The organism is Neobacillus cucumis, from assembly GCF_023715505.1.
The window spans coordinates 368,541-388,855 of record NZ_JAMBOH010000003.1 but is presented as its reverse complement, the minus strand read 5'-3'; the positions used below and the strand labels follow the sequence as shown (position 1 = coordinate 388,855).

General features: G+C 39.0%; 16 protein-coding genes and 2 pseudogenes. 15 read left to right on the top strand and 3 right to left on the bottom strand.

The window, feature by feature from the left end; all coding sequences use genetic code 11:
• The first annotated feature begins 80 nt into the window (after positions 1-80).
• Positions 81-1,514 (top strand): alanine/glycine:cation symporter family protein, encoded by a 1,434-nt coding sequence (locus tag M3226_RS07035; protein WP_251563868.1) that lies wholly within the window; start codon positions 81-83, stop codon positions 1,512-1,514.
• Positions 1,515-1,778: 264 nt separating this feature from the next.
• Here M3226_RS07035 and cysK read toward each other — a convergent pair whose 3' ends face one another.
• Positions 1,779-2,708 carry a cysteine synthase A gene (gene cysK, locus M3226_RS07030; RefSeq protein WP_251563866.1) on the bottom strand — a complete coding sequence of 310 codons (930 nt, stop codon included), beginning with the start codon at positions 2,706-2,708 and terminating at the stop codon, positions 1,779-1,781.
• Between the two features lie 148 nt (positions 2,709-2,856).
• Here cysK and thpR point away from each other — a divergent pair, with 148 nt between their 5' ends.
• From thpR to M3226_RS07010, 4 genes are all read left to right on the top strand, one after another.
• Entirely contained in the window at positions 2,857-3,426 is a 570-nt protein-coding gene (thpR, locus tag M3226_RS07025) for an RNA 2',3'-cyclic phosphodiesterase (protein ID WP_251563864.1), read from the top strand.
• 22 nt (positions 3,427-3,448) lie between these two features.
• Positions 3,449-4,432: a diacylglycerol/lipid kinase family protein gene (locus M3226_RS07020; RefSeq protein WP_251563862.1), complete on the top strand. Its 984-nt coding sequence runs from the start codon at positions 3,449-3,451 to the stop codon at positions 4,430-4,432.
• Positions 4,419-6,554 carry a type I pullulanase gene (pulA, locus tag M3226_RS07015; protein ID WP_251563860.1) on the top strand — a complete coding sequence of 712 codons (2,136 nt, stop codon included), beginning with the start codon at positions 4,419-4,421 and terminating at the stop codon, positions 6,552-6,554. The genes M3226_RS07020 and pulA overlap by 14 nt, the downstream gene beginning before the upstream one ends.
• Positions 6,555-6,769: 215 nt before the next feature.
• Entirely contained in the window at positions 6,770-7,543 is a 774-nt protein-coding gene (locus tag M3226_RS07010; RefSeq protein WP_251563858.1) for a phosphotransferase family protein, read from the top strand.
• On the opposite strand, the gene M3226_RS07005 is transcribed toward M3226_RS07010, so the two are convergent.
• A complete protein-coding gene (locus M3226_RS07005; RefSeq protein WP_251563856.1) occupies positions 7,544-7,822 on the bottom strand; it encodes a YtzH-like family protein in 279 nt (92 codons plus the stop codon). It abuts the gene before it with no gap.
• 160 nt (positions 7,823-7,982) lie between these two features.
• Here M3226_RS07005 and trmB point away from each other — a divergent pair, with 160 nt between their 5' ends.
• Both trmB and M3226_RS06995 read left to right on the top strand, forming a co-directional pair.
• A complete protein-coding gene (gene trmB, locus M3226_RS07000; protein WP_251563854.1) occupies positions 7,983-8,630 on the top strand; it encodes a tRNA (guanosine(46)-N7)-methyltransferase TrmB in 648 nt (215 codons plus the stop codon).
• A gap of 299 nt (positions 8,631-8,929) precedes the next feature.
• On the top strand, positions 8,930-9,772 hold the full coding sequence (locus M3226_RS06995; RefSeq protein ID WP_251563852.1) for a YtnP family quorum-quenching lactonase: 843 nt from the start codon (positions 8,930-8,932) through the stop codon (positions 9,770-9,772).
• Positions 9,773-9,815: 43 nt separating this feature from the next.
• Here M3226_RS06995 and M3226_RS06990 read toward each other — a convergent pair whose 3' ends face one another.
• The gene (locus M3226_RS06990) at positions 9,816-10,133 is read right to left on the bottom strand and encodes a hypothetical protein (protein WP_251563850.1); all 318 of its coding nucleotides are present in this window, start codon (positions 10,131-10,133) and stop codon (positions 9,816-9,818) included.
• 210 nt (positions 10,134-10,343) lie between these two features.
• Here M3226_RS06990 and M3226_RS06985 point away from each other — a divergent pair, with 210 nt between their 5' ends.
• The 8 genes and pseudogenes from M3226_RS06985 (at position 10,344) to murC (ending at position 20,199) form a co-directional block, all read left to right on the top strand.
• Positions 10,344-11,417, top strand: a complete 1,074-nt coding sequence (locus tag M3226_RS06985; protein WP_251563849.1) for a M42 family metallopeptidase — start codon at positions 10,344-10,346, stop codon at positions 11,415-11,417.
• A 108-nt stretch (positions 11,418-11,525) separates the two neighbouring features.
• A pseudogene (locus tag M3226_RS06980) lies at positions 11,526-12,061 on the top strand (IS607 family transposase).
• Positions 12,058-13,198, top strand: a pseudogene (locus M3226_RS06975) (RNA-guided endonuclease InsQ/TnpB family protein). Before M3226_RS06980 ends, M3226_RS06975 begins: the two co-directional pseudogenes overlap by 4 nt.
• A 165-nt stretch (positions 13,199-13,363) precedes the next feature.
• Positions 13,364-13,891, top strand: a complete 528-nt coding sequence (locus M3226_RS06970) for a DUF84 family protein (RefSeq protein ID WP_251563847.1) — start codon at positions 13,364-13,366, stop codon at positions 13,889-13,891.
• Positions 13,892-13,995: 104 nt separating this feature from the next.
• Positions 13,996-14,310: a thioredoxin family protein gene (locus M3226_RS06965; RefSeq protein WP_251563845.1), complete on the top strand. Its 315-nt coding sequence runs from the start codon at positions 13,996-13,998 to the stop codon at positions 14,308-14,310.
• Positions 14,311-15,179: 869 nt separating this feature from the next.
• On the top strand, positions 15,180-15,968 hold the full coding sequence (locus M3226_RS06960; RefSeq protein WP_251563970.1) for a DUF1444 domain-containing protein: 789 nt from the start codon (positions 15,180-15,182) through the stop codon (positions 15,966-15,968).
• Between the two features lie 736 nt (positions 15,969-16,704).
• Positions 16,705-18,672, top strand: coding sequence for a DNA translocase FtsK (locus M3226_RS06955; RefSeq protein ID WP_445165000.1), 1,968 nt, complete (start codon positions 16,705-16,707; stop codon positions 18,670-18,672).
• A 228-nt stretch (positions 18,673-18,900) separates the two neighbouring features.
• Positions 18,901-20,199, top strand: a complete 1,299-nt coding sequence (murC, locus tag M3226_RS06950) for a UDP-N-acetylmuramate--L-alanine ligase (RefSeq protein ID WP_251563841.1) — start codon at positions 18,901-18,903, stop codon at positions 20,197-20,199.
• Positions 20,200-20,315 lie beyond the last annotated feature (116 nt).

Genomic DNA, 20,315 nt, shown 5'->3' with positions numbered 1-20,315 from the left:
CTACTTCGATTCAAACCATCGTTTATCAAACTGAGTGCCTAATTGCTTCAATATATACTACATTAATAAGGGGTGGTAAGATGCAACAATTACTACAAAGTATGGTTGGTGTAACAAATGATTTTCTATGGTCAAAATTACTAATTATTATGCTTGTTTCTTGTGGGATTTATTTCACACTTAAAACGAAATTTGTACAGTTTCGAATGTTAAAGGAAATGGTCCGTGTATTAATGGAAGGGAGAACTGCTTCTAAAGACAACATTTCCCCATTTCAAGCGTTCTGTATTGGTATGGCCGCTCGTGTTGGGACAGGTAATATCACAGGAATCGCGATTGCGATTGCATTAGGCGGTCCTGGAGCAGTATTCTGGATGTGGATTATTGCTATTATTAGCTCAGCATCCAGCTTTATTGAAAGTACGTTAGCGCAAGTATATAAAGTAAAAGATAAAAATGGTTTCCGCGGCGGCCCATCGTATTATATGGAAAAAGGATTAAACCAACGTTGGATGGGAGTATTATTCTCCATTTTAATTACGCTTTCTTTCGGTCTTGTATTTAATTCTGTACAATCTAATACCGTTTCAATTGCTTTTGAGAACTCTTTTGGTACAGATCGTTTAACTTTAGGGATTATCATGGCACTTGCTTTCGCTGTGATTATCTTTGGCGGTGTGAAGCGTATTGCAAAACTGGCTGAATACAAGGTTATGATTCTAGCTGTGTTATACATTGGTATAGCATTATTTATCATAGCTACGAACATAACAAAAATGCCGGAAATTCTTTCTCTTATTGTAAAAAACGCGTTTGGCTTTGAACAAATAGCAGGCGGTTCAATCGGTGCTGCGCTCATGAATGGAGTAAAACGTGGTTTATTCTCAAATGAAGCGGGTATGGGGAGTGCGCCAAACGTTGCCGCAACGGCAACAACAAGTCATCCGGTTAAACAAGGACTTATTCAAGCATTTGGCGTATTAACGGATACTCTGATCATCTGTACAAGCACAGCATGTATTATTTTACTTTCTGATGCTTACAAACAACCTGGGCTAAATGGTATTTCACTTACACAAGCAGCATTAAGTGAACACATCGGTTCCTGGGCATCAGGCTGTCTTGCTATCTTTATTTTCCTATTTGGATTCGGTGCGTTAATCGGTAACTATTATTATGGGGAAACAAATATTCGATTTTTACACACAAGTAAAGTATGGTTGATGCTATACCGAATAAGTGTGTTAGCCATGATTGTATTCGGTTCCATTGCTAAGGTCCAGCTTGTATGGGATTTAGCGGATTTATTTATGGGCTTTATGGTTATCATAAACTTGATTGCTATTACATTACTAGGAAAAATAGCCTTTACTGCTTTAACAGATTACATGAAACAGAAAAAAGCTGGTAAAGATCCTGTCTTTTATAAAGATTGTATTAAAAATCATGAAGGCATTGAATGTTGGGAGCTCTCCCCAGCTATTTCAACTTCAAAAAAGGAAAAAGCTATGTAAATAATACAAAAAGATGTTCAGATAGTACGCGATCTGAACATCTTTTTGTTGGTTCTGCCATAAAAAACATCTATTTTTAATCCTCAATAGATTAGGTGGGCCTCGCGATTTAGGTTTCATTAATTATGCGGATTTTTGATGTACCTATAGAATCTCCTCTAACTTCAAAACTGCTTGAGACCTGCGTGCCAAGTCTGGTGGGTTCGATTCCCCGCAGTCCCGCCAATCTTGATATTTAAGGGTTTTAGGTATAGGTAGGTGCAATTAATAATCGAATAAATCACTTGAAAGATATCTTTCCCCTGTATCACAGGCAATACAAACCACAACATCAGCCGGTGATAATCGTTTTGCAACTTCTATCGCCGCAAAACAAGCCCCCCCTGATGATGGACCAACTAGAATACCTTCCTCTTTGGCCAATCTTCTGGTAATCGCATAAGCATCCTCATCGGTAATTTGATGAATCTCATCATATACTTCCTCATTAAGTATTTCTGGAATAAAACCAGGGCTTGTACCAACAAGCTTATGTTTACCTGGTTTCCCGCCTGATAAAACAGGAGAACCCTTAGGTTCAACCACATGTACGGATAAACCTTGATAATAGGCTTTTAGTGTTTCACCCGTTCCTGTGATAGTTCCGCCAGTCCCAGCTGTCGCAACGAAAGCTGAAAGTGGTTTACCGATTTCTTTTAGGCCTTCAATAATCTCTACAGCAGTAGTCTGTCTGTGAGCATCGGGGTTTGCTTTATTTTCAAATTGCATCGGAATAAAACTATTAGGGATTTCGTTTGCTAATTCTAAAGCCTTCCTAATTGCCCCTGGCATTTTTTCATCCCCGGGGGTCAGGATTACCTTCGCTCCATATGCCACGAGTAAGCTAATACGTTCCTTTGTCATTGTGTCAGGCATTACAATTATCGCTTGATAACCCCTTGCAGCAGCATTCATCGCAATGCCAATCCCTGTATTGCCGCTCGTCGGTTCAATAATGGTGGAGCCTTTTTTCAAATGTCCACTTTTTTCTGCTTCGATAATCATATTATAGGCGGCCCGGTCCTTTACACTTTTGCTAGGATTAAAATATTCCAGCTTTAAATAAACCGAGGCTCCATCTTTAGGTGATAAGCGATTTAGTTTAACAAGCGGTGTATCTCCAATCAGTTCAGCGATATTATTAACTATTTTCATTGGGTTTCCCTTTCTAAACTAAATTTATTTCTCTTTTTATCATAAAGAAAATTATACTGATTGTAAAAAATATCGCCTAATAAACGGTTTGACAGTAGATACAATTGGGAGAAAATAGACTAAAATTATAAAAAGGACTGATATGAATATGAATCAACGACCACACTTTTTTTTCGCTGTAAGAATCCCTGAGGCAACAAAACTAATCATGATGGATCATATCGAAAGATTAAAGGAAGATATCCCTTTTAGCCGTTGGGTTCATTATATGGACTTACATATTACTTTAGCTTTCTTAGGATCAGCAGAACCTGAAAAACTTAAAGCAGCCGAAAATTATGTGAAAGAGGCCCTACTTAACGAGGGGGCATTTACATTAAAAATAAACAAACTAGGCTTTTTCGGGAAGGAAGAATCACCGCGTGTCTTTTGGGCCGATACAGAAAGCAGCGAGGAGCTTTTCGATATTAGAAGAAAGGTATTTTCGGCATGTGAACAAGCGGGTTTTCAACTGGAAAAACGCGCTTTTAAGCCTCATATTACCTTAGCGAGAAAGTGGATGGGACCAGTCGGGTTCCAAAAGGAGCTGTTAAACATTTGGTATCAATTGCAGCCGGAACCATTGGAATTTCAGGCTGAAGATGTTGTTGTTTATCAAACACATCTGGACCAAACACCAAAATATGAAGCCGTAACCATATTCCCATTGAAATCATAGAAATCTGAAGAAGGTGGGTTTTATGAAGCAAATTTATTTTATTATTAATCCCAAAGCTGGAAATGGATACTGCCTCAAGGTATGGAAAAAAGTTGAATCTAAGTTAGTGGCTGAACAGATTCACTTTTTAGCTTTTTTTAGCGAATTTCCTGGTCATGCTAAATGCCTTGCAGAACAAATTGCGGAGAAAAATCAACAGGAAAAGGTGATTATTGCAGTCGGGGGAGACGGAACGATCCATGAAGTGCTTAATGGGATTGCTAAACACGATTATATAACACTAGGTTTTATTCCTGGCGGTTCAGGAAATGACTTTTCAAGAGGCTTTCATATTCCAACCAATCCCGAAGAGGCTTTACAAGCTATTCTCCACCTTCGGCAGCGGACGGGAAGGCAAATCGATATCGGGAAGGTTTGCCTGACTGGAAGAGAGGAGCACTATTTTATCAATAATATAGGTGCTGGATTTGATGCGATTATCTCTTATCAGGTCAATCAGTCCCGTATAAAGGCATTGTTAAATAAATTATCATTAGGCAGGCTGGTTTATGTCTATTTTCTATTAAAAAATGTATTTACCTATAAAACTGCAAGAATTGATTTATCAATTGACGGGAAAAAGCATATATTTGAACAAACATGGTTTGTAACCGTTTCTAACCAGCCTTTTTATGGAGGCGGGATGGAAATTGCCCCTGCTGCCGAACCTGATGATGGTCTTCTTGATATTACAGTTGTCCATCAATTGTCAAGGCTAAAGCTGTTACTCGTATTTATAAGTGTTTTTTGGGGCAGACACATCCATTTTAAAGAAGTGAAAACATATAAGGGGAAAAATATTACAATCCATTCAACAAAATCACAGTATGTTCATGCTGACGGGGAGCATATCGGATACACCCCACTTTCGATTCACCTTCAAACGAAAGCCGTAGAGGTGTTATCTAGAAGTCGCGGGAAGGAAGAAGTTGATCTGAAGGAGAGGGATTCGAATGAGTTCTGCTGACAGGAATTTTTTTGCTTACTTAGATGAAATGAACATCGTTACTATTCTTCTTCCCCATTCATATCATCACGGATTATCATCTGCATTTTACATGGCAGCAGATGCAGTAAAGACGCCTCTGGCCATTTTGGAGAAGACGGAAATTGAGCATCATTTTAAATATATTTGCCAGTTTGAAGGGGAAATTTCCTTTGGCAGGCCCTATTGGATTTTTGATGAGCATGGAGGGAAAACAGATTTACAAATAGGCGCTGTGATTCGAACAGATCGATTTGATGAAAAATTTTATTATGAAGGGAATGACCTCGGTGTCACCTTTCATGCTGACCAAATCTGTTTTAAACTGTGGGCACCAACCGCCACGGGTGTCAAATTGAAATTACGTCCATCAGCTAATGATTATTCAGAAATCATAAAGATGAGGCGGGAAGATTGTGGCGTTTGGTCTGTTTGTCTTCACCGTAATTTGGAATTTTACCAATATAGCTTTTTGGTCCTCGTTAATCAAGAATGGCGTGAGGCAGTAGACCCTTATGTTAAGGCAGTAACAGCAAATGGGGAGCAGGGTGTTATTGTAAAGCTCGAGAAGACAGCTGGACCTAGACACTGTATACCTCCATTAGAAAACCCTGTGGATGCGATTATTTATGAAACACATATTAGGGATTTTACGATTGATGCCAATAGCGGAGTCAAAAATAAAGGACTGTATTTAGGTGCTGGCGAATTGAACACAAATGGTACGGATGGTGAAGTGACTGGTCTATCATATGTCAAAGATTTAGGGATCACTCATATCGAATTTCTTCCGTTTAATGATTTCGCGGGTGTAGACGAATTAAACCCAGCTAAACAGTATAACTGGGGATATAATCCTACCCACTTCAATACCCCTGAGGGAAGCTATGCAACTGATCCAAATAATCCTTATTCCCGAATCGTTGAGTTGAAAAAATTAATCGACCAAATTCACAGTGTTGGACTCGGTGTCATCATGGATGTAGTTTTTAATCATGTCTATATTCGTGAACAATCTTCCTTTGAAAAAATAGTCCCAGGCTATTATTTTCGTCATAACGAAATTGGTTTGCCTTCAAACGGCACTGGTGTTGGAAATGATGTTGCTTCAGAGCGGAAAATGGTCCGGAAATTTATTGTTGACTCGGTCCGTTATTGGTTGGAAGAATATCATATCGATGGATTCCGATTTGATTTAATGGGGATTCTGGATGTAACCACGATGAATGAGGTACGAAAGACTTGTGACAGTCTTTCAAAGGGGATTTTAATTATTGGGGAAGGCTGGAACCTTAATACCCCTCTGCCGCCCTCTCAAAAGGCAACGATAGCCAATCAAGCAAAAATGACGGAAATAGGACAGTTTAATGATAAATTCAGAGACACGATCAAAGGAAGTACGTTTAATTTGTTTGATAAAGGCTTTGCCTTAGGGAATGAGCATTTGGTGGATGCCGCGATGGAGGTCATCACCGGCAGTATCGGTTTTACCAAAAAAAGTGCTCGTCTCTTTAATAATCCTTATCAATCCGTCAATTATGTAGAATGTCATGATAACCATACACTCTGGGATAAACTTGAAGGCTGTTATTCTGAAGCGGATCCTGCGGTTCGGCAAAAATATCATCGCCTTGCAACAGGAATTGTTTTATTATCACAGGGTATTCCGTTTCTTCATAGTGGGCAGGAGTTTTTCCGTACAAAGCAAGGAGATGGAAATAGCTATCGTTCTCCAGATAGGGTCAATCTGCTCGATTGGGAACGAAAAAGCAAATATAAAGACAATGTCGAATACATTAAAGGACTTATTAGCATTCGCCAGAAGTTTTCATGTTTTAGGATGAGAACTACTGAGGAAATTCATGCCCACATACAAGCGCTGTCATTTTCTGCTCCTGTTTTAGGATGTTTATATCACTTACCTATGGAGGAGGTCATTCTTGTAATTAATCCATCCTCAAAAGTTCAAAGGATTGTCCTTCCTGAGGGGGAATGGGGAATATTGGCTAATCACGAGACTGCTGGAATTTCCGCCAAAGATTATATAAATTTGGAAAAACATTTTCTAGAACCCATTTCTCTGAATGTTTTGCTGAAAAAATAGTTTTTCAAGATTACTTGACGAAAAAAGGGCATAGGAATAAAATTTACTAAGATGGCTATTGTGTGCAATGGTTTCAATAGCTTTTTTTTATTTATTTGTAAAAAAGAGCTATTGTTATAATTGTGGTTACTAAACCTTCCTACAGCACAGGTTTTACCTCACATAATAAAGAGGAATAAGCCCATTAGAACGGCATAAATTGAAGGTGAGCAATTTTGGAACATTTACTAGGACAAGAGTGGGAAATTACCCCAGCTGGAGGCAAAACAGGAGAAGCCTTTTATGCAAAATATAAGGATCAAAGCCTTTTCTTAAAGCGGAATTCCTCTCCATTCCTTGCAGTACTATCAGCAGAAGGCATTGTCCCGAAACTTGTGTGGACAAAACGATTGGAAAACGGAGATGTAATAACAGCACAGCAATGGCTTCCCGGTCGGGAGTTAAAGCCCTCTGAAATGAACCAAGAGAGTGTTGCCAGATTGCTTAAGAAAATACATTGTTCTGAACCAATGCTTGGAATGTTGGGCCGGTTAGAAAATTCACCGGTAAATCCTGAGCCGATTTTACAGTCAGTTGTAAATGAATTGGATGAACAAGTTCTTTCTTTACCTGAATCACAAAAGGCGATCAATTTCCTTAAAGTGGAAGCCTTAAACGTTTGTTGTGATGAGAAAGTAGTTTGCCATGGTGATGTCAACCATAACAACTGGCTGCTTGCAGAAGACAACCAGTTGTATTTGATTGATTGGGATGGAGCGATGATTGCTGACCCTGCTATTGATTTAGGATTACTGCTTTACTGGTACATACCTGAAGAAAACTGGAAGGACTGGTTAAAGCTTTACGATAAAGAGCTTACTGACCATCTGAAACTCAGAATGAAATGGTATGTAACCATTCAAACTCTGTCTTCCATTCAATGGTATAAAGATAAGAATCGATTTGAAGAAATGAGTAAATGGATTGATTTTTTGCAAGAGATCCTCTAATTACGAAAATTGGTCAATATCATTGACCCATTGTGATAAGTTTTCTTGATTAGATGAGATATGCTGATCTAAATCAGCGGATTGAGCACCATGTTGACTGTATTGATATACTTCCTGCAGAATATTTTTGACATTCGAATCAATTTGATTGTTGACCATCAAAGATTTTACTAAACGCTCTAATTGCTCGCATTCGGAAACCGAACCGCAGCAATCTGTTTGGTGATTGTTTAAAATATCTTTTAGCAGTGTAACTTGGTCACCATGACTTAATGGCATAAAAGCACATCCTTTCAAGTGGAAATAGAAAAAGGAATTCACAATTAGGTTGTGGATTCTTTTGCTGTTTATGCGTAAACCTTTTTTCCATATAGTTTGACTTGCATCAAAAGATACTGCGTGGTATGTTTTGAAGGATAACGTTTTTTAGGAGTGTAAAATGAGACTAAGACATAAACCTTGGGCAAAGGAAAAAATAGAGCAGCATCCACAGTACGTAGTAGCAAACCCGGAAAATTTCAAAGGTAAGTGGCATGAGGCTTTTGAAAAAGACCAGCCGCTCCATATTGAAGTCGGTACAGGTAAAGGTCAATTTATCACTGGAATGGCAAAGGCCAATCCGGATATTAACTATATCGGCATTGAGCTGTACGACAGTGTAATCGTTGCTGCTTTGGACCGCCTGATTGAAGCGAATTTACCCAATCTCAAGCTGTTAAACGTAAACGCTGCGGAGCTAGAAAAATACTTTACAAAAAATGACGTTGATCGGGTTTATTTGAATTTTTCCGATCCATGGCCAAAGTTCCGTCATGAGAAAAGAAGATTAACGTACAAGGATTTCTTGAAGCTTTATGAAGATATTTTGGTCAATGGCGGAGAAATTCATTTTAAAACGGATAATCAAGGATTATTCGAGTATTCTCTCATGAGCTTTTCGGCTTATGGTTTATTATTGAAATATGTAAGCCTTGATTTTCATAAAAGTGGGTATGAAGGCAATATTATGACAGAATATGAGCAGAAGTTTTCTGAACAAGGAAACCGGATTTACCGTTGTGAAGTTAAATATCAAAACGAAAGATAAGACAGTCTTTATAGGGCTGTCTTTTTGCTGTTTTTGAACGATGCTGATTGGAGCGGAAGGTGCGAAGACTCCTCGAAAATGCTATCGCATTTCCTTTTGCGTGGGCGGATTCAAATTCAAGGATGCAGTTCAATGTCCTGCGGGAGAACGGGGCTGGGGAGACCCCACAGGCGCATAGCGTCAAGGAGGCTCCCCGGACCGCTCGCGCATGGAGCGGAAATCAACACTCATGTTTAACATTGTTTTTTTATTAATGTATCCAGATAATGTTAATATATATATAAGGGGGGAGTTGAAAAATGGACACATTAAAGATTGGCAATGTTTCGCTTACTTGGTTATCAGGCGGTGTGACATACCTTGATGGCGGTGCCATGTTTGGAGTTGTTCCCAAAGGGTTATGGTCAAAAAAATATCCGGCTAATGATAAAAATCAAATTGAACTTCCGACAGACCCAATTTTAATTCAAATGAATGGGAAATATATTTTAGTTGAATCAGGATTGGGAAAGGGAAAATTAACGGAGAAACAATTAAGGAATTATGGGGTTACAAAAGAATCCGAGGTTGAGGAGTCTCTACAACAATTAGGGGTAGCTCCTGAAAGTATCGACTTTGTTTTAATGACCCATATGCATTTTGACCATGCTTGTGGACTAACAAAGCTAGTGAATGGGCAGTATACCTCGATCTTTCCTAATGCCAAAATTATTACTTCCCAGGTAGAATGGGATGAAATGAGAAATCCGAATATTCGCTCAAAGAATACATATTGGCGGGAAAATTGGGAGGCGGTTGAAACACAGGTTATCCCTTTTGAAGAAAAATGGGAATACGGAGCCATAACGATGATCCATTCGGGCGGGCATAGTGATGGGCATTCGATTCTTCTTATTGAAGATGGAGGTGAAACCTGCATTCACATGGCCGACCTAATGGCCACCCACGCTCATCAAAATGTTTTATGGGTCATGGCCTACGACGACTACCCTATGACTTCCATTACCGGAAAACAAAAGTGGCTTACTCTCGGGCTTGAGAAAAATGCATGGTTTACCTTCTATCATGATGCTTTTTACCGGGCTGTAAAATGGGATAAAGACGGTAAACAGCTTGTTGCAAGCATCAAAAGGGAACAATAAAGAAAAATAGCCGTATCACCAATTGATGCGGCTATTATATGATTTATGTTGAAAAGGGTATTAGATCTAGAAGTGTACCGGTTTGTGCATCGGCAATAAACTCATATTGCTGGATGTTCCCGTCCGTATTTTGGGATATACCGCCTTTATAAACAATATACGTCATTTGGTTTTTATCGTAAGGCTCTGCTTCCATATGAATCCATGAGCCTAGAATCGAACCTTTTGGTTGAAGATGTTTTTTTACCGCCCCTAACACTCTTTCTGGTGAAACATTTGTTTTTTGAGTGAGGATTTCCTTGGTTACATATCCACCAACTATTCCGACTGCCGCACCTAAGAAGAAAGACTTCCAGTTCATTTATCCACCTCCAAAATAGGAAAAGATTGCAAAAATATTCTCTTTTCAGTATACCTTATTTAAAGTTAAGAGGATAATATTACTACACGAAATGAATTATTGGTAACCGTGAAGATGATTCAGTAAAATATAATTGAAAAGCCTTAATCCGTATCTTATTGGAAGGGCTAAGTTAACAGGATGAAAGTAAATACATAAAGGAGTTATATCATGAACGAACAAACACTAAAGCTTTTTCAAACATTAACAGAGCTGCCTGGCGCACCTGGGAATGAGCACTTAGTCAGAAATTTCATGAGAGAACAGCTCGCATTATACTCAGATGAAATAGTTCAAGATAAATTGGGCAGTATTTTTGGTGTAAAAAAAGGGAATCAACAAGGGCCAACCGTAATGGTAGCAGGGCATATGGATGAAGTAGGGTTCATGGTTACAGCCATTACGGAAAATGGAATGATTCGCTTTCAGACACTTGGAGGCTGGTGGAGTCAAGTACTTTTAGCTCAGCGTGTTCAAGTTATAACCAAAAATGGGCCGGTAATAGGTGTGATAGGTTCCATTCCGCCGCATTTATTAGATGAATCAAAGAAAAACAAACCGATGGAAATAAAGAATATGTTAATTGATATTGGGGCTGATAATCGAGCCGATGCAGAGCGGATTGGTATTAAACCGGGTCAGGCCATCCTGCCGATTTGCCCATTTACGCCAATGGCCAATGAAAAGAAAATTTTAGCTAAGGCTTGGGATAATCGCTATGGCTGTGGATTGGCAATTGAATTGCTTCAAGAACTTAAAGACGTGTCATTACCAAATATTCTTTATTCTGGAGCAACCGTTCAAGAAGAAGTAGGTTTACGCGGAGCTCAAACGGCGGGGAATATGATTAAGCCTGACATCTTTTTTGCCCTTGATGCGAGCCCTGCCAATGATATGACAGGGGATAAACAAGAATTTGGCCAGCTTGGGAAGGGAACATTGCTTCGTATTCTTGACCGTTCTATGGTTACCCATCGGGGCTTGCGGGAATTTGTGCTTGATACGGCGGAAACTCATCAAATTCCTTATCAGTATTTTGTGTCACAAGGTGGGACAGACGCAGGCCGTGTCCATTTATCAAATGAGGGTGTTCCAAGTGCAGTAGTTGGCATTTGTTCTCGTTATATTCATACACATGCTTCCATCATCCATATTGATGATTATGCGGCTGCCAAAGAATTATTGGTGAAACTCGTTAGAGCATGCGACCAAACTACAGTAGATACCATCAAATCAAATAGCTAATAAATAGGAGGCATACATCGTGCCTCCTCTTCAATGTGGAAAGAGGAGGTATTTAACTGTGACGCTAAAAACACATGCAAATGTCTTCAAAAGTAATAAAATTATAATATGAAAAAAATATGTAAACCAAAAGAATTTGCGTCCATGTTGGGCGTAAGCGTCATAACCCTCCAGCGATGGGATAACGAAGGTAAATTGATTGCTTATCGAAACCCTAAAGGAAGAAGGTACTATACAGAAACGCAGTATCGTGAATACAGGGGGATTCCAAAGGAAGATAAAGTAGGTAAGACGGTCATTTATGCGAGAGTATCCAACCAAAATCAAAAAAAGATTTAGAAAATCACATTGAGTTTTTGAGGAATTTTGCCAATGTCAAAGGATGGATTGTGGATGATATCCTGAAAGATATTGGAAGTGAACTAAATTATAAACGAAAGAACTGGAATGAATTACTAGAATTGGCTCAAAAGAGAGAAATCAAAACTGTTCTTATCTCTCATAAAGATCGATTTGTACGCGAAACCCTCTCTCCACAAGAAGAACTCGTTCAGGATTTAATTTCAATTATTCATGTTTTTTCTTGTCGTATTTATGGTTTAAGAAGATACAAAAAGAAATTGAAAGAAGATAATGAGTTATGAAAAGGGCCTATAAAACCGAAATTGAATTGACTTCCAATCAAGCAGAGAAAGTGAACCAAACGATAGGGGTTTGCCGCTATGTTTACAACTTATATCTGAAAAGAAATCAAGATCTTTACGAAAAAGAAAAGAAATTTATAAGTGGATTTGATTTTTCTAAATGGCTTAATAATGTCTATACCAAAGAAAACGACCCTTGGATTAAGAAAGTGTCTAGTAAAGCAGTAAAGCAAGCGATTATGAATGGCGATAGAGCATTTAGAAATTTTTTGAGGGAAAGCAAAATTTCCTCGATTCAAAAAGAAGAAAGATCAAGATGTGAAAGCTTATTTTCCAAAGAACAATAAAACAGATTGGACAGTCGAACGCCATCGGGTTAAGATTCCTACCTTAGGATGGATCAAGTTGAAGGAATTCGGATATATTCCAACAAACGCCAAGTTAGAAGCGGAACCGTTTCGCAAAAAACAGGCCGATATTATGTTTCGGTTTTATGTGAAGTGCCACCTAAAGAAAAAACAGTCAACAACCTGATGGATTAGGAATCGATGTTGGAATAATGAATTTTGCAGTTTGCAGTAATACGGATGTTTATGGGAATATAAACCATTCACCTAGAATTAAGAAGCTAGAAAAAAGCTTAAAACGTCAGCAGCGAAAGCTTAGTCGGAAGTATGAATATAAAAAGAAAGGTGGTGAAACCTGCTACAAAAACATCCAAAAACAAGTAAAGATCATTCAAAAACTACATGCTAGATTAACTCATATTCGAAAAGAATATGTCCGGGATGTCGTAACCCGAGTGGTGAAAGCCAAACCCTCTTTTATTACGATTGAAGATTTGAACATCAAAGGCATGTTAAAAAACAAACATCTTTCCAATAGCGTTAGAAAACAAAATTTCTATTATTTCCGCACATGCTTGGAACAAAAATGCAAGCAAGAAGGATTGAATTGCGAATCGTAGGTCGATTCTTCCCATCTTCTAAACTTTGTTCATGCTGTGGCCACAAGAAAGTACGTTTATCCTTACCTGAGAGAACCTTCTTATGTGATCAATGTGGAATCGAGATAGAAAGAGATTTTAATGCGAGTTTAAATCTGAAATATGCCATGAACTATACCATTTTCACTTAACGGTAATGTAAATAAATAGGGTGGGCTACATCCGAATGAACGCCTGTGGAGAGCCGAACAGACGATAGTAGCGGGCAAGTAGCGAGATCGGGTTCAAAGAAGCAGGAAATAATCTAGCATAAATAAATGATTATATTTGTTTATGTTTTTAGTAGCAGACTCAACATGAGAATTGTTATCGGATCAAAGAATCCAGCCAAGATTACAGCTGTCCAAAATAGCTTTTCCAAAGAAGAAAATGAATTTATTTCTTTAGATATCCCATCTGGAGTGAACGACCAGCCGTTTTCTGATGAAGAAACGATTCGAGGCGCCATCAATCGGGCACTTGGGGCACTAAAACAAGGAAATGGTGATATTGGGATTGGCCTCGAGGGCGGCGTACAGGAGACAAGTCACGGATTATTACTGTGTAATTGGGGAGCCCTCGCTGCAAACGGGAGGGAACCGCTAATAGCCGGAGGAGCTAGATTCCTTTTACCGGAAGAAGTGGCTTCAAGGCTCAGAGCAGGTGAGGAATTAGGACCTGTAATGGATGACTATGCTAAAAAGAAAAATGTTAGAAAACATGAAGGGGCAGTTGGCATTTTTACGAATGGCTTAGTGAATCGAGTTGATATGTTTACACATCTAACCACCTTACTAGTCGGACAATTTACATATTACTCCAATGAAAAAGTCATGCGGAAGTGACTTTAGGACAACTGTGCATAAGATTGGACTCTACAAAGCGTATACTGTTATGATTTAGAAGGAAAGTTAATGTATAGGTAAATAAATAAACGGAGGCGTTCAATTTGAAAAATTTAGAATCACTTGAGCAATTTGAGCAGCTGCGTAATCAAGGAAAGACTATTTTTATGTTTTCAGCACAATGGTGTGGGGATTGCCGTTTTATTGAGCCGGTGCTGCCAGAGATTGAAGAGAAGTTTAACGAATTTACATTTATTCATGTAGACCGCGATCAATTTATTGATCTATGCCAGCAAGTAGATGTATATGGGATTCCTAGCTTTATTGCCTACGAGAATGGAAAAGAACTTGGCCGATTTGTCAGTAAGGACCGAAAAACACAAGAAGAAATCGAGGCATTTATTTCTGGTCTGAAGTAATAGAAAATTAAAACCCTGTCTCTCTTTTGGTATCCGGTTAACTATGGGGTGTGAAAAGGAAAAAACTAGGCAAGGCTATTGACGACCGTCATCCGGTAAAACGAACAGTATGGGTAGTTAATCAAGGCTATTGACGACCGTCATTCGTTTAAACGAGTAGTTTGGGTAATCAATCAAGGCTATTGACGACCGCAATCTGTTTAAACAGGTAGTTTGGGTAATCAATCAAGGCTATTGACGACCGCAATCTGTTTAAACAGGTAGTTTGGGTAGTTAATCGAGGCTATTGACGACCGTCATCTGTTTAAACAAGTAGTTTGGGTAGTCAATAAAGGCTATTGACGACCGTCATCTGTTTAAACGAGTAGTTTGGGTAGTCAATAAATGCTATTGACGACCGTCATCTGTTTAAACAAGTAGTTTGGGTAGTCAATCGAGGCTATTGACGACCGTCATCTGTTTAAACAAGTAGTTTGGGTAGTCAATCGAGGCCATTGACGACCGTTATCTGTTTAAACCAGCAGTTTGGGTAATCAATTGGGGGTATTGGCGGCCAAATACGAGTAGAAAGAATATCAGTCGCCAACATGAAAATCCTCTATTTATTTCACATTTAAAATCACACCAAAAATATTATTTCATCGTTAAAATGACTAGATGATTTTGAATGTGTAAAGGTAGCAACAGCTGTACAAATCATTGATATAACAATAAAAAACACACTATCATTTCATAATTGAAATACAGTGAGTTTTTCTTTGAGATTTGATTGTTTGCACCTCTAAAGTAACCCCGTTACTCTTTTGGAGTAGGGGTTTTTTATTGTAAAATAGATGAAAGCTTCTTACCACGGAGGTAAAAAAATGAAAATGGACAGTAGACTGATGCGCCAGAAATTAGAGGCGCGTTTGGCATCGGATGATCGACAGATTACTTATGACAGAGAAAAAGATCAGCTTCGTATCGAAAGTAAATCGACGGGAAAAGGAATCAGCATTGCCTTACCAGGAGTAATCGCCAAATGGCATGTTGAGAAAGAAACGGCCATTGATGAAATTGTTTATTATGTTCAAGAAGGCTTGCATGCCATGGAGAACACTGCCGATCTAAAAGATCAGCTCAAACAGATCTTTCCTGTCATACGGTCTGCTTCCTTTCCAGCAGAAGCTGAAGAAGGCGTGCCATTTCTGACGGAAGAGCATACCGCAGAAACAAAAATTTATTATGCGATTGATATGGGGAATACATATCGTTTGATTGATACACGCATGATGAAAAAAGAGGGATGGAGTGCGAATAATATTAAGGAGATGGCCTTATTTAATGTTAGGTCCCTATCCACCCCCATAAAGGAAGACCAAGTGGCCGGAAATGTCTTTTATTTTCTTAATACCAATGACGGCTACGATGCCAGCAGGATCTTAAATAAGGGTTTCCTTAATGAAATGGAGAAACAAATCACAGGAACCATGGTTTTAGCCGTACCGCATCAAGATGTATTAATAATTGCGGATATCCGCAATGACAGGGGCTATGATGTAATCGCTCAAATGGCGATGAGCTTTTTTGCGAATGGAAGGGTGCCAATTACGGCCTTATCATTTTTATATGAGAACGGTGAATTAGAGCCAATCTTTATCTTAGGGAAAAATAAATGAGGCCTTGAAAGGGATCACTTCAAGTGGTCTTTTTTCATGGTAACTTTCCTATTGTATCCAATTCCAACATATTTCGACTCATTCTCAAGATTTGTGTCGATAAAATAGGAAAAACTGATAAAATAGAATGATAGATGAACAAGAAAGAGTGATAGTTTTGAGTTGGATCCAAAACTTTTTTCAAAAGTTAAGGAAAGAAGAGGAAGATGAGGGGAAAATTACTGATTATTTTCTGAAAAGGGAGTCAGATAATCACCTTACCATCAGTCAATATGATAGCTTAAAGGATTTAGATGCCAGAATAGCTTATCAATATCCAAAGGGAGATAGTCCCCCTCCAGGAATGAAAAGATCGAACCAGAGGCAAATAACAAGCCGTTCGAAGCGACTAGCAGATTTATCGAAAAAAAGTAAATTGGTAGAAAGTACTACAATTGTACCTGAAACTCCAAAGGTAAAGTCGGTCATAAAAGAGCAAAAATCACGCCCAAGCGGCCCATTTCATCCAACCGAGATCCCTTCACCTGTTTTCGGATTTAACAGACCGCAAAAGACAACTAGTGTCGTTGAGCATGAATTAAGTGATTTTTTAAATGATGAACTTGATGAACAGTTGAACAAAACCATTGGAATCAGCCCTAGTCTAAACAAAGTTCTACTTGAAAGCGATCCGTATGACATTGGAAAACAAAGTCATCACAATCAAATTCATCACAATCAAATTCATCAGACCCCTATGATAAAGAAAAGGTCCGCTTCATCTGAAAAGAAGGAATATGAGCAAGCGGTACCTATTGAATTTAGATTTGAAGAAACTATTCAAGCAGAAACTAAGGGGATTTTATTCGAGGAAATGGTTCAACCCAAAGGTGTTGAACCAGCATTTAAAGAAGATATTCAAACCGAAGCTGTTGAGCCTTCTGCATTTGTAGAAGATGTTCAAACCGAAGCGCTTGAGCTTATATTAGGGGCAAGAGTTCAGGCTGAAGCAGTTAAACATGAATTAAAAGAAAATGTCCAGACTGGCACAATTGAATCCGCTGAGAAAGCGGACCATCAACTGGACCAACCAGGAGAAGTAGAGGCAGATATTGAAACGGAAACTCCTCTAGCTGCACGGTCCCGCTTGCCTTTTAATGTGATGATGCTTAAGCAAGATAAACAAAAATGGGAAGAAAGAAAGCGGAAAAAGGAGTTTTCACAAGAGCAGCATCTTCCAAAGGAGAAGACTTTGGTCGAAGAAGTCCCAGATAGCGAAATGCCATCACTCCTTGAGAAAGTACAGAATGAAGGATTTTATGTTCTTCCAAAATCCAATTTATTAAGTCCTCCTGTTACAGAAGTTCTTGATACAGAATGGATTGAAGGGCAAAAGGAACTGTTGAATCTAACACTAAAGAACTTTAACGTAGGGGCAAGTGTGGTCAATGTGACCCAGGGGCCGTCTGTTACCCGCTTTGAAGTACAGCCAGAACCAGGAGTAAAAGTAAATAAAATCACTAATTTAAGTGATGATATTAAATTAAGTCTTGCAGCCCGGGATATCCGAATTGAGGCACCAATCCCCGGGAAACATACGATTGGAATTGAAGTGCCAAACCAAAAGTCAAGACCAGTACTGATAAACGAAATTATTGGGAGCAGTGTTTTTAAAGAGTCTGCCTCTCCATTAACAGCCGTACTTGGACTTGATATTGCCGGTAAGCCAATTGTTACCGATTTGAAAAAAATGCCGCATGGGCTCATTGCGGGGGCAACAGGGTCGGGAAAGAGTGTATGTATTAACTCGATTTTGATTAGTCTGTTATATAAAGCCCGTCCGGAAGAATTAAAACTCTTACTTATTGACCCGAAAATGGTGGAGCTTGCGCCTTATAACCGGGTTCCACACCTGGTGAGCCCAGTTATTACTGATGTGAAGGCAGCAACGGCGGCCTTAAAATGGGCTGTTGATGAAATGGAACGGCGCTATGAACTTTTTGCTCATACTGGCGTCCGTGATATCAACCGTTTTAACGAATTAGCCGTTCAACATAAGCGTTATTCTGACAAATTGCCGTTTATTCTTATTGTTATTGATGAGCTGGCCGATTTAATGATGATGTCGCCAGCCGATGTTGAGGAGGCTATTTGCCGTATTGCTCAAAAAGCAAGGGCTTGCGGTATACATCTGATTGTGGCTACGCAAAGACCATCGGTTGATGTAATTACAGGGTTAATTAAGGCAAATATCCCAACAAGAATCGCTTTTTCTGTTTCTTCTCAGGTTGATTCTCGGACGATTATCGATATAGGTGGAGCAGAAAGACTACTTGGCCGTGGAGATATGCTATTCTTAGAGAATGGTTCATCAAAACCTGTCCGCCTGCAAGGAACGTTTGTTTCGGATGAAGAAATCGATCTTGTTGTTGCACACGTAAGAGAACAGCAAGAGCCAGATTACTTATTTGAGCAGGAAGAACTGTTAAAAAAGGCACAGGTTGTCGAGGACGAGGATGAATTGTTTTATGATGCCTGTGAATTTATTGTCCATAATGGCGGTGCATCTACATCCAGCCTGCAGCGGCGCTTCAAAATTGGCTATAACCGGGCTGCTAGATTAATGGATATGCTCGAACAAAACGGATATATTACCAGTGCGAATGGAAGTAAACCGCGAGAAGTTTTAATCACGGAAGCTGATTTAGAATCGATGCAAGACTAGTATTATTTGTTAATCTTCTGTATTCTATATTAATGTGGATAGTTAAGTTAATAAAGAATACGTTGATTATGCCAAAAAGTAACAAATAGTTTTTATGACTAAACAGTGCTATAATATTGAATTGATTTCTTAATAATAATAAAACAACGTGTGCTTACATACTGATTAGCAATTACAGACAGATTTCATATACTGTTTAACAGTATTACGTTGGTTGGAGGTTCTTCTATGACTATTTACCATTTTGTAGGTATTAAGGGGTCTGGAATGAGTGCGCTCGCACAAGTTCTACATGATATGAAATTTCAGGTGCAAGGCTCCGATGTCGAAAAGCGCTTTTTTACACAACTGGCTCTTGAACAATCCGGAATCAGGATTCTCCCTTTTCAAAAGGAGAATATTAAGCCAGGCATGACCATCATTGCGGGAAATGCTTTTCCCGATTCCCATGAGGAAATACAAGAGGCGATGAGACTTGGACTTCCTATCATACGCTACCATCGTTTTTTAGGCGATTTTATGCAAAACTTTACAAGCATAGCCGTAACAGGTGCTCACGGAAAAACATCCACAACTGGATTGCTTTCTCATGTTATCGCTGGGGCAAAACCAACATCATATTTAATTGGTGATGGAACAGGCAAGGGCGAGGAAGGGGCAGAGTATTTTGTCTTTGAAGCATGTGAATACAGAAGACATTTCTTATCGTACTTCCCTGACTATGCGATCATGACAAACATCGATTTTGACCATCCGGATTATTTTGCCAATATTGATGACGTTTTTTCTGCCTTTCAAGAAATGGCCGTACAGGTTAAAAAGGGTATCTTTGCTTATGGTGATGATGAGCAGCTACAAAAAATACAGGCAAAGGTGCCGGTTCTTTTCTATGGCTTTGGTGAAGAAAACGATTATCAAGCCAAAAACATCGTAAAGACAACTAATGGAACAAGCTTTGATGTATTTATTCGCAATACTTTTTATGACAATTTTTCGATTCCTACCTTCGGTGATCACAGTGTGCTCAATGCACTGGCAGTAATTGGGTTATGTCATTACGAGGAAATTGATTTGGAGATCGTAAAGGAACACTTGCAATCATTCCAAGGTGTTAAAAGAAGATTCTCCGAAAAAAGAGTAGGTTCGCAAATTTTAATTGATGATTATGCTCATCATCCAACCGAGATTAAGGCAACGATTGATGCAGCGAAACAAAAATATCCAGATAAACAGATTATTGCTGTTTTCCAGCCGCATACCTTTACACGCACCCAAGCCTTTTTGGAGGATTTTGCTGAAAGTTTACGCCAGGCAGATAAAGCCTATCTCTGTGAAATTTTTGGGTCTGCCAGGGAAAATCACGGCAAGCTCTCGATTAAAGACTTACAGGATAAAATCGAGGGAGCTGAAATTTTTTCAGAAGAAAATACTTCTGTATTAAACAAGTATGAGGATAGCGTGATTATTTTCATGGGGGCTGGAGATATTCAGAAGTTTCAAGAGTCCTATGAAAAACAACTTTCTTAAGAAAAGCGGAAGCGCCTTGACCAGGGGCTTATGACCCCAAGCCCTTAGGCGCTGTAGCTAGACAATTCTCAAAGTCGATAATTATACTTTTTTATCCTATATAACAAAAAAAGGAT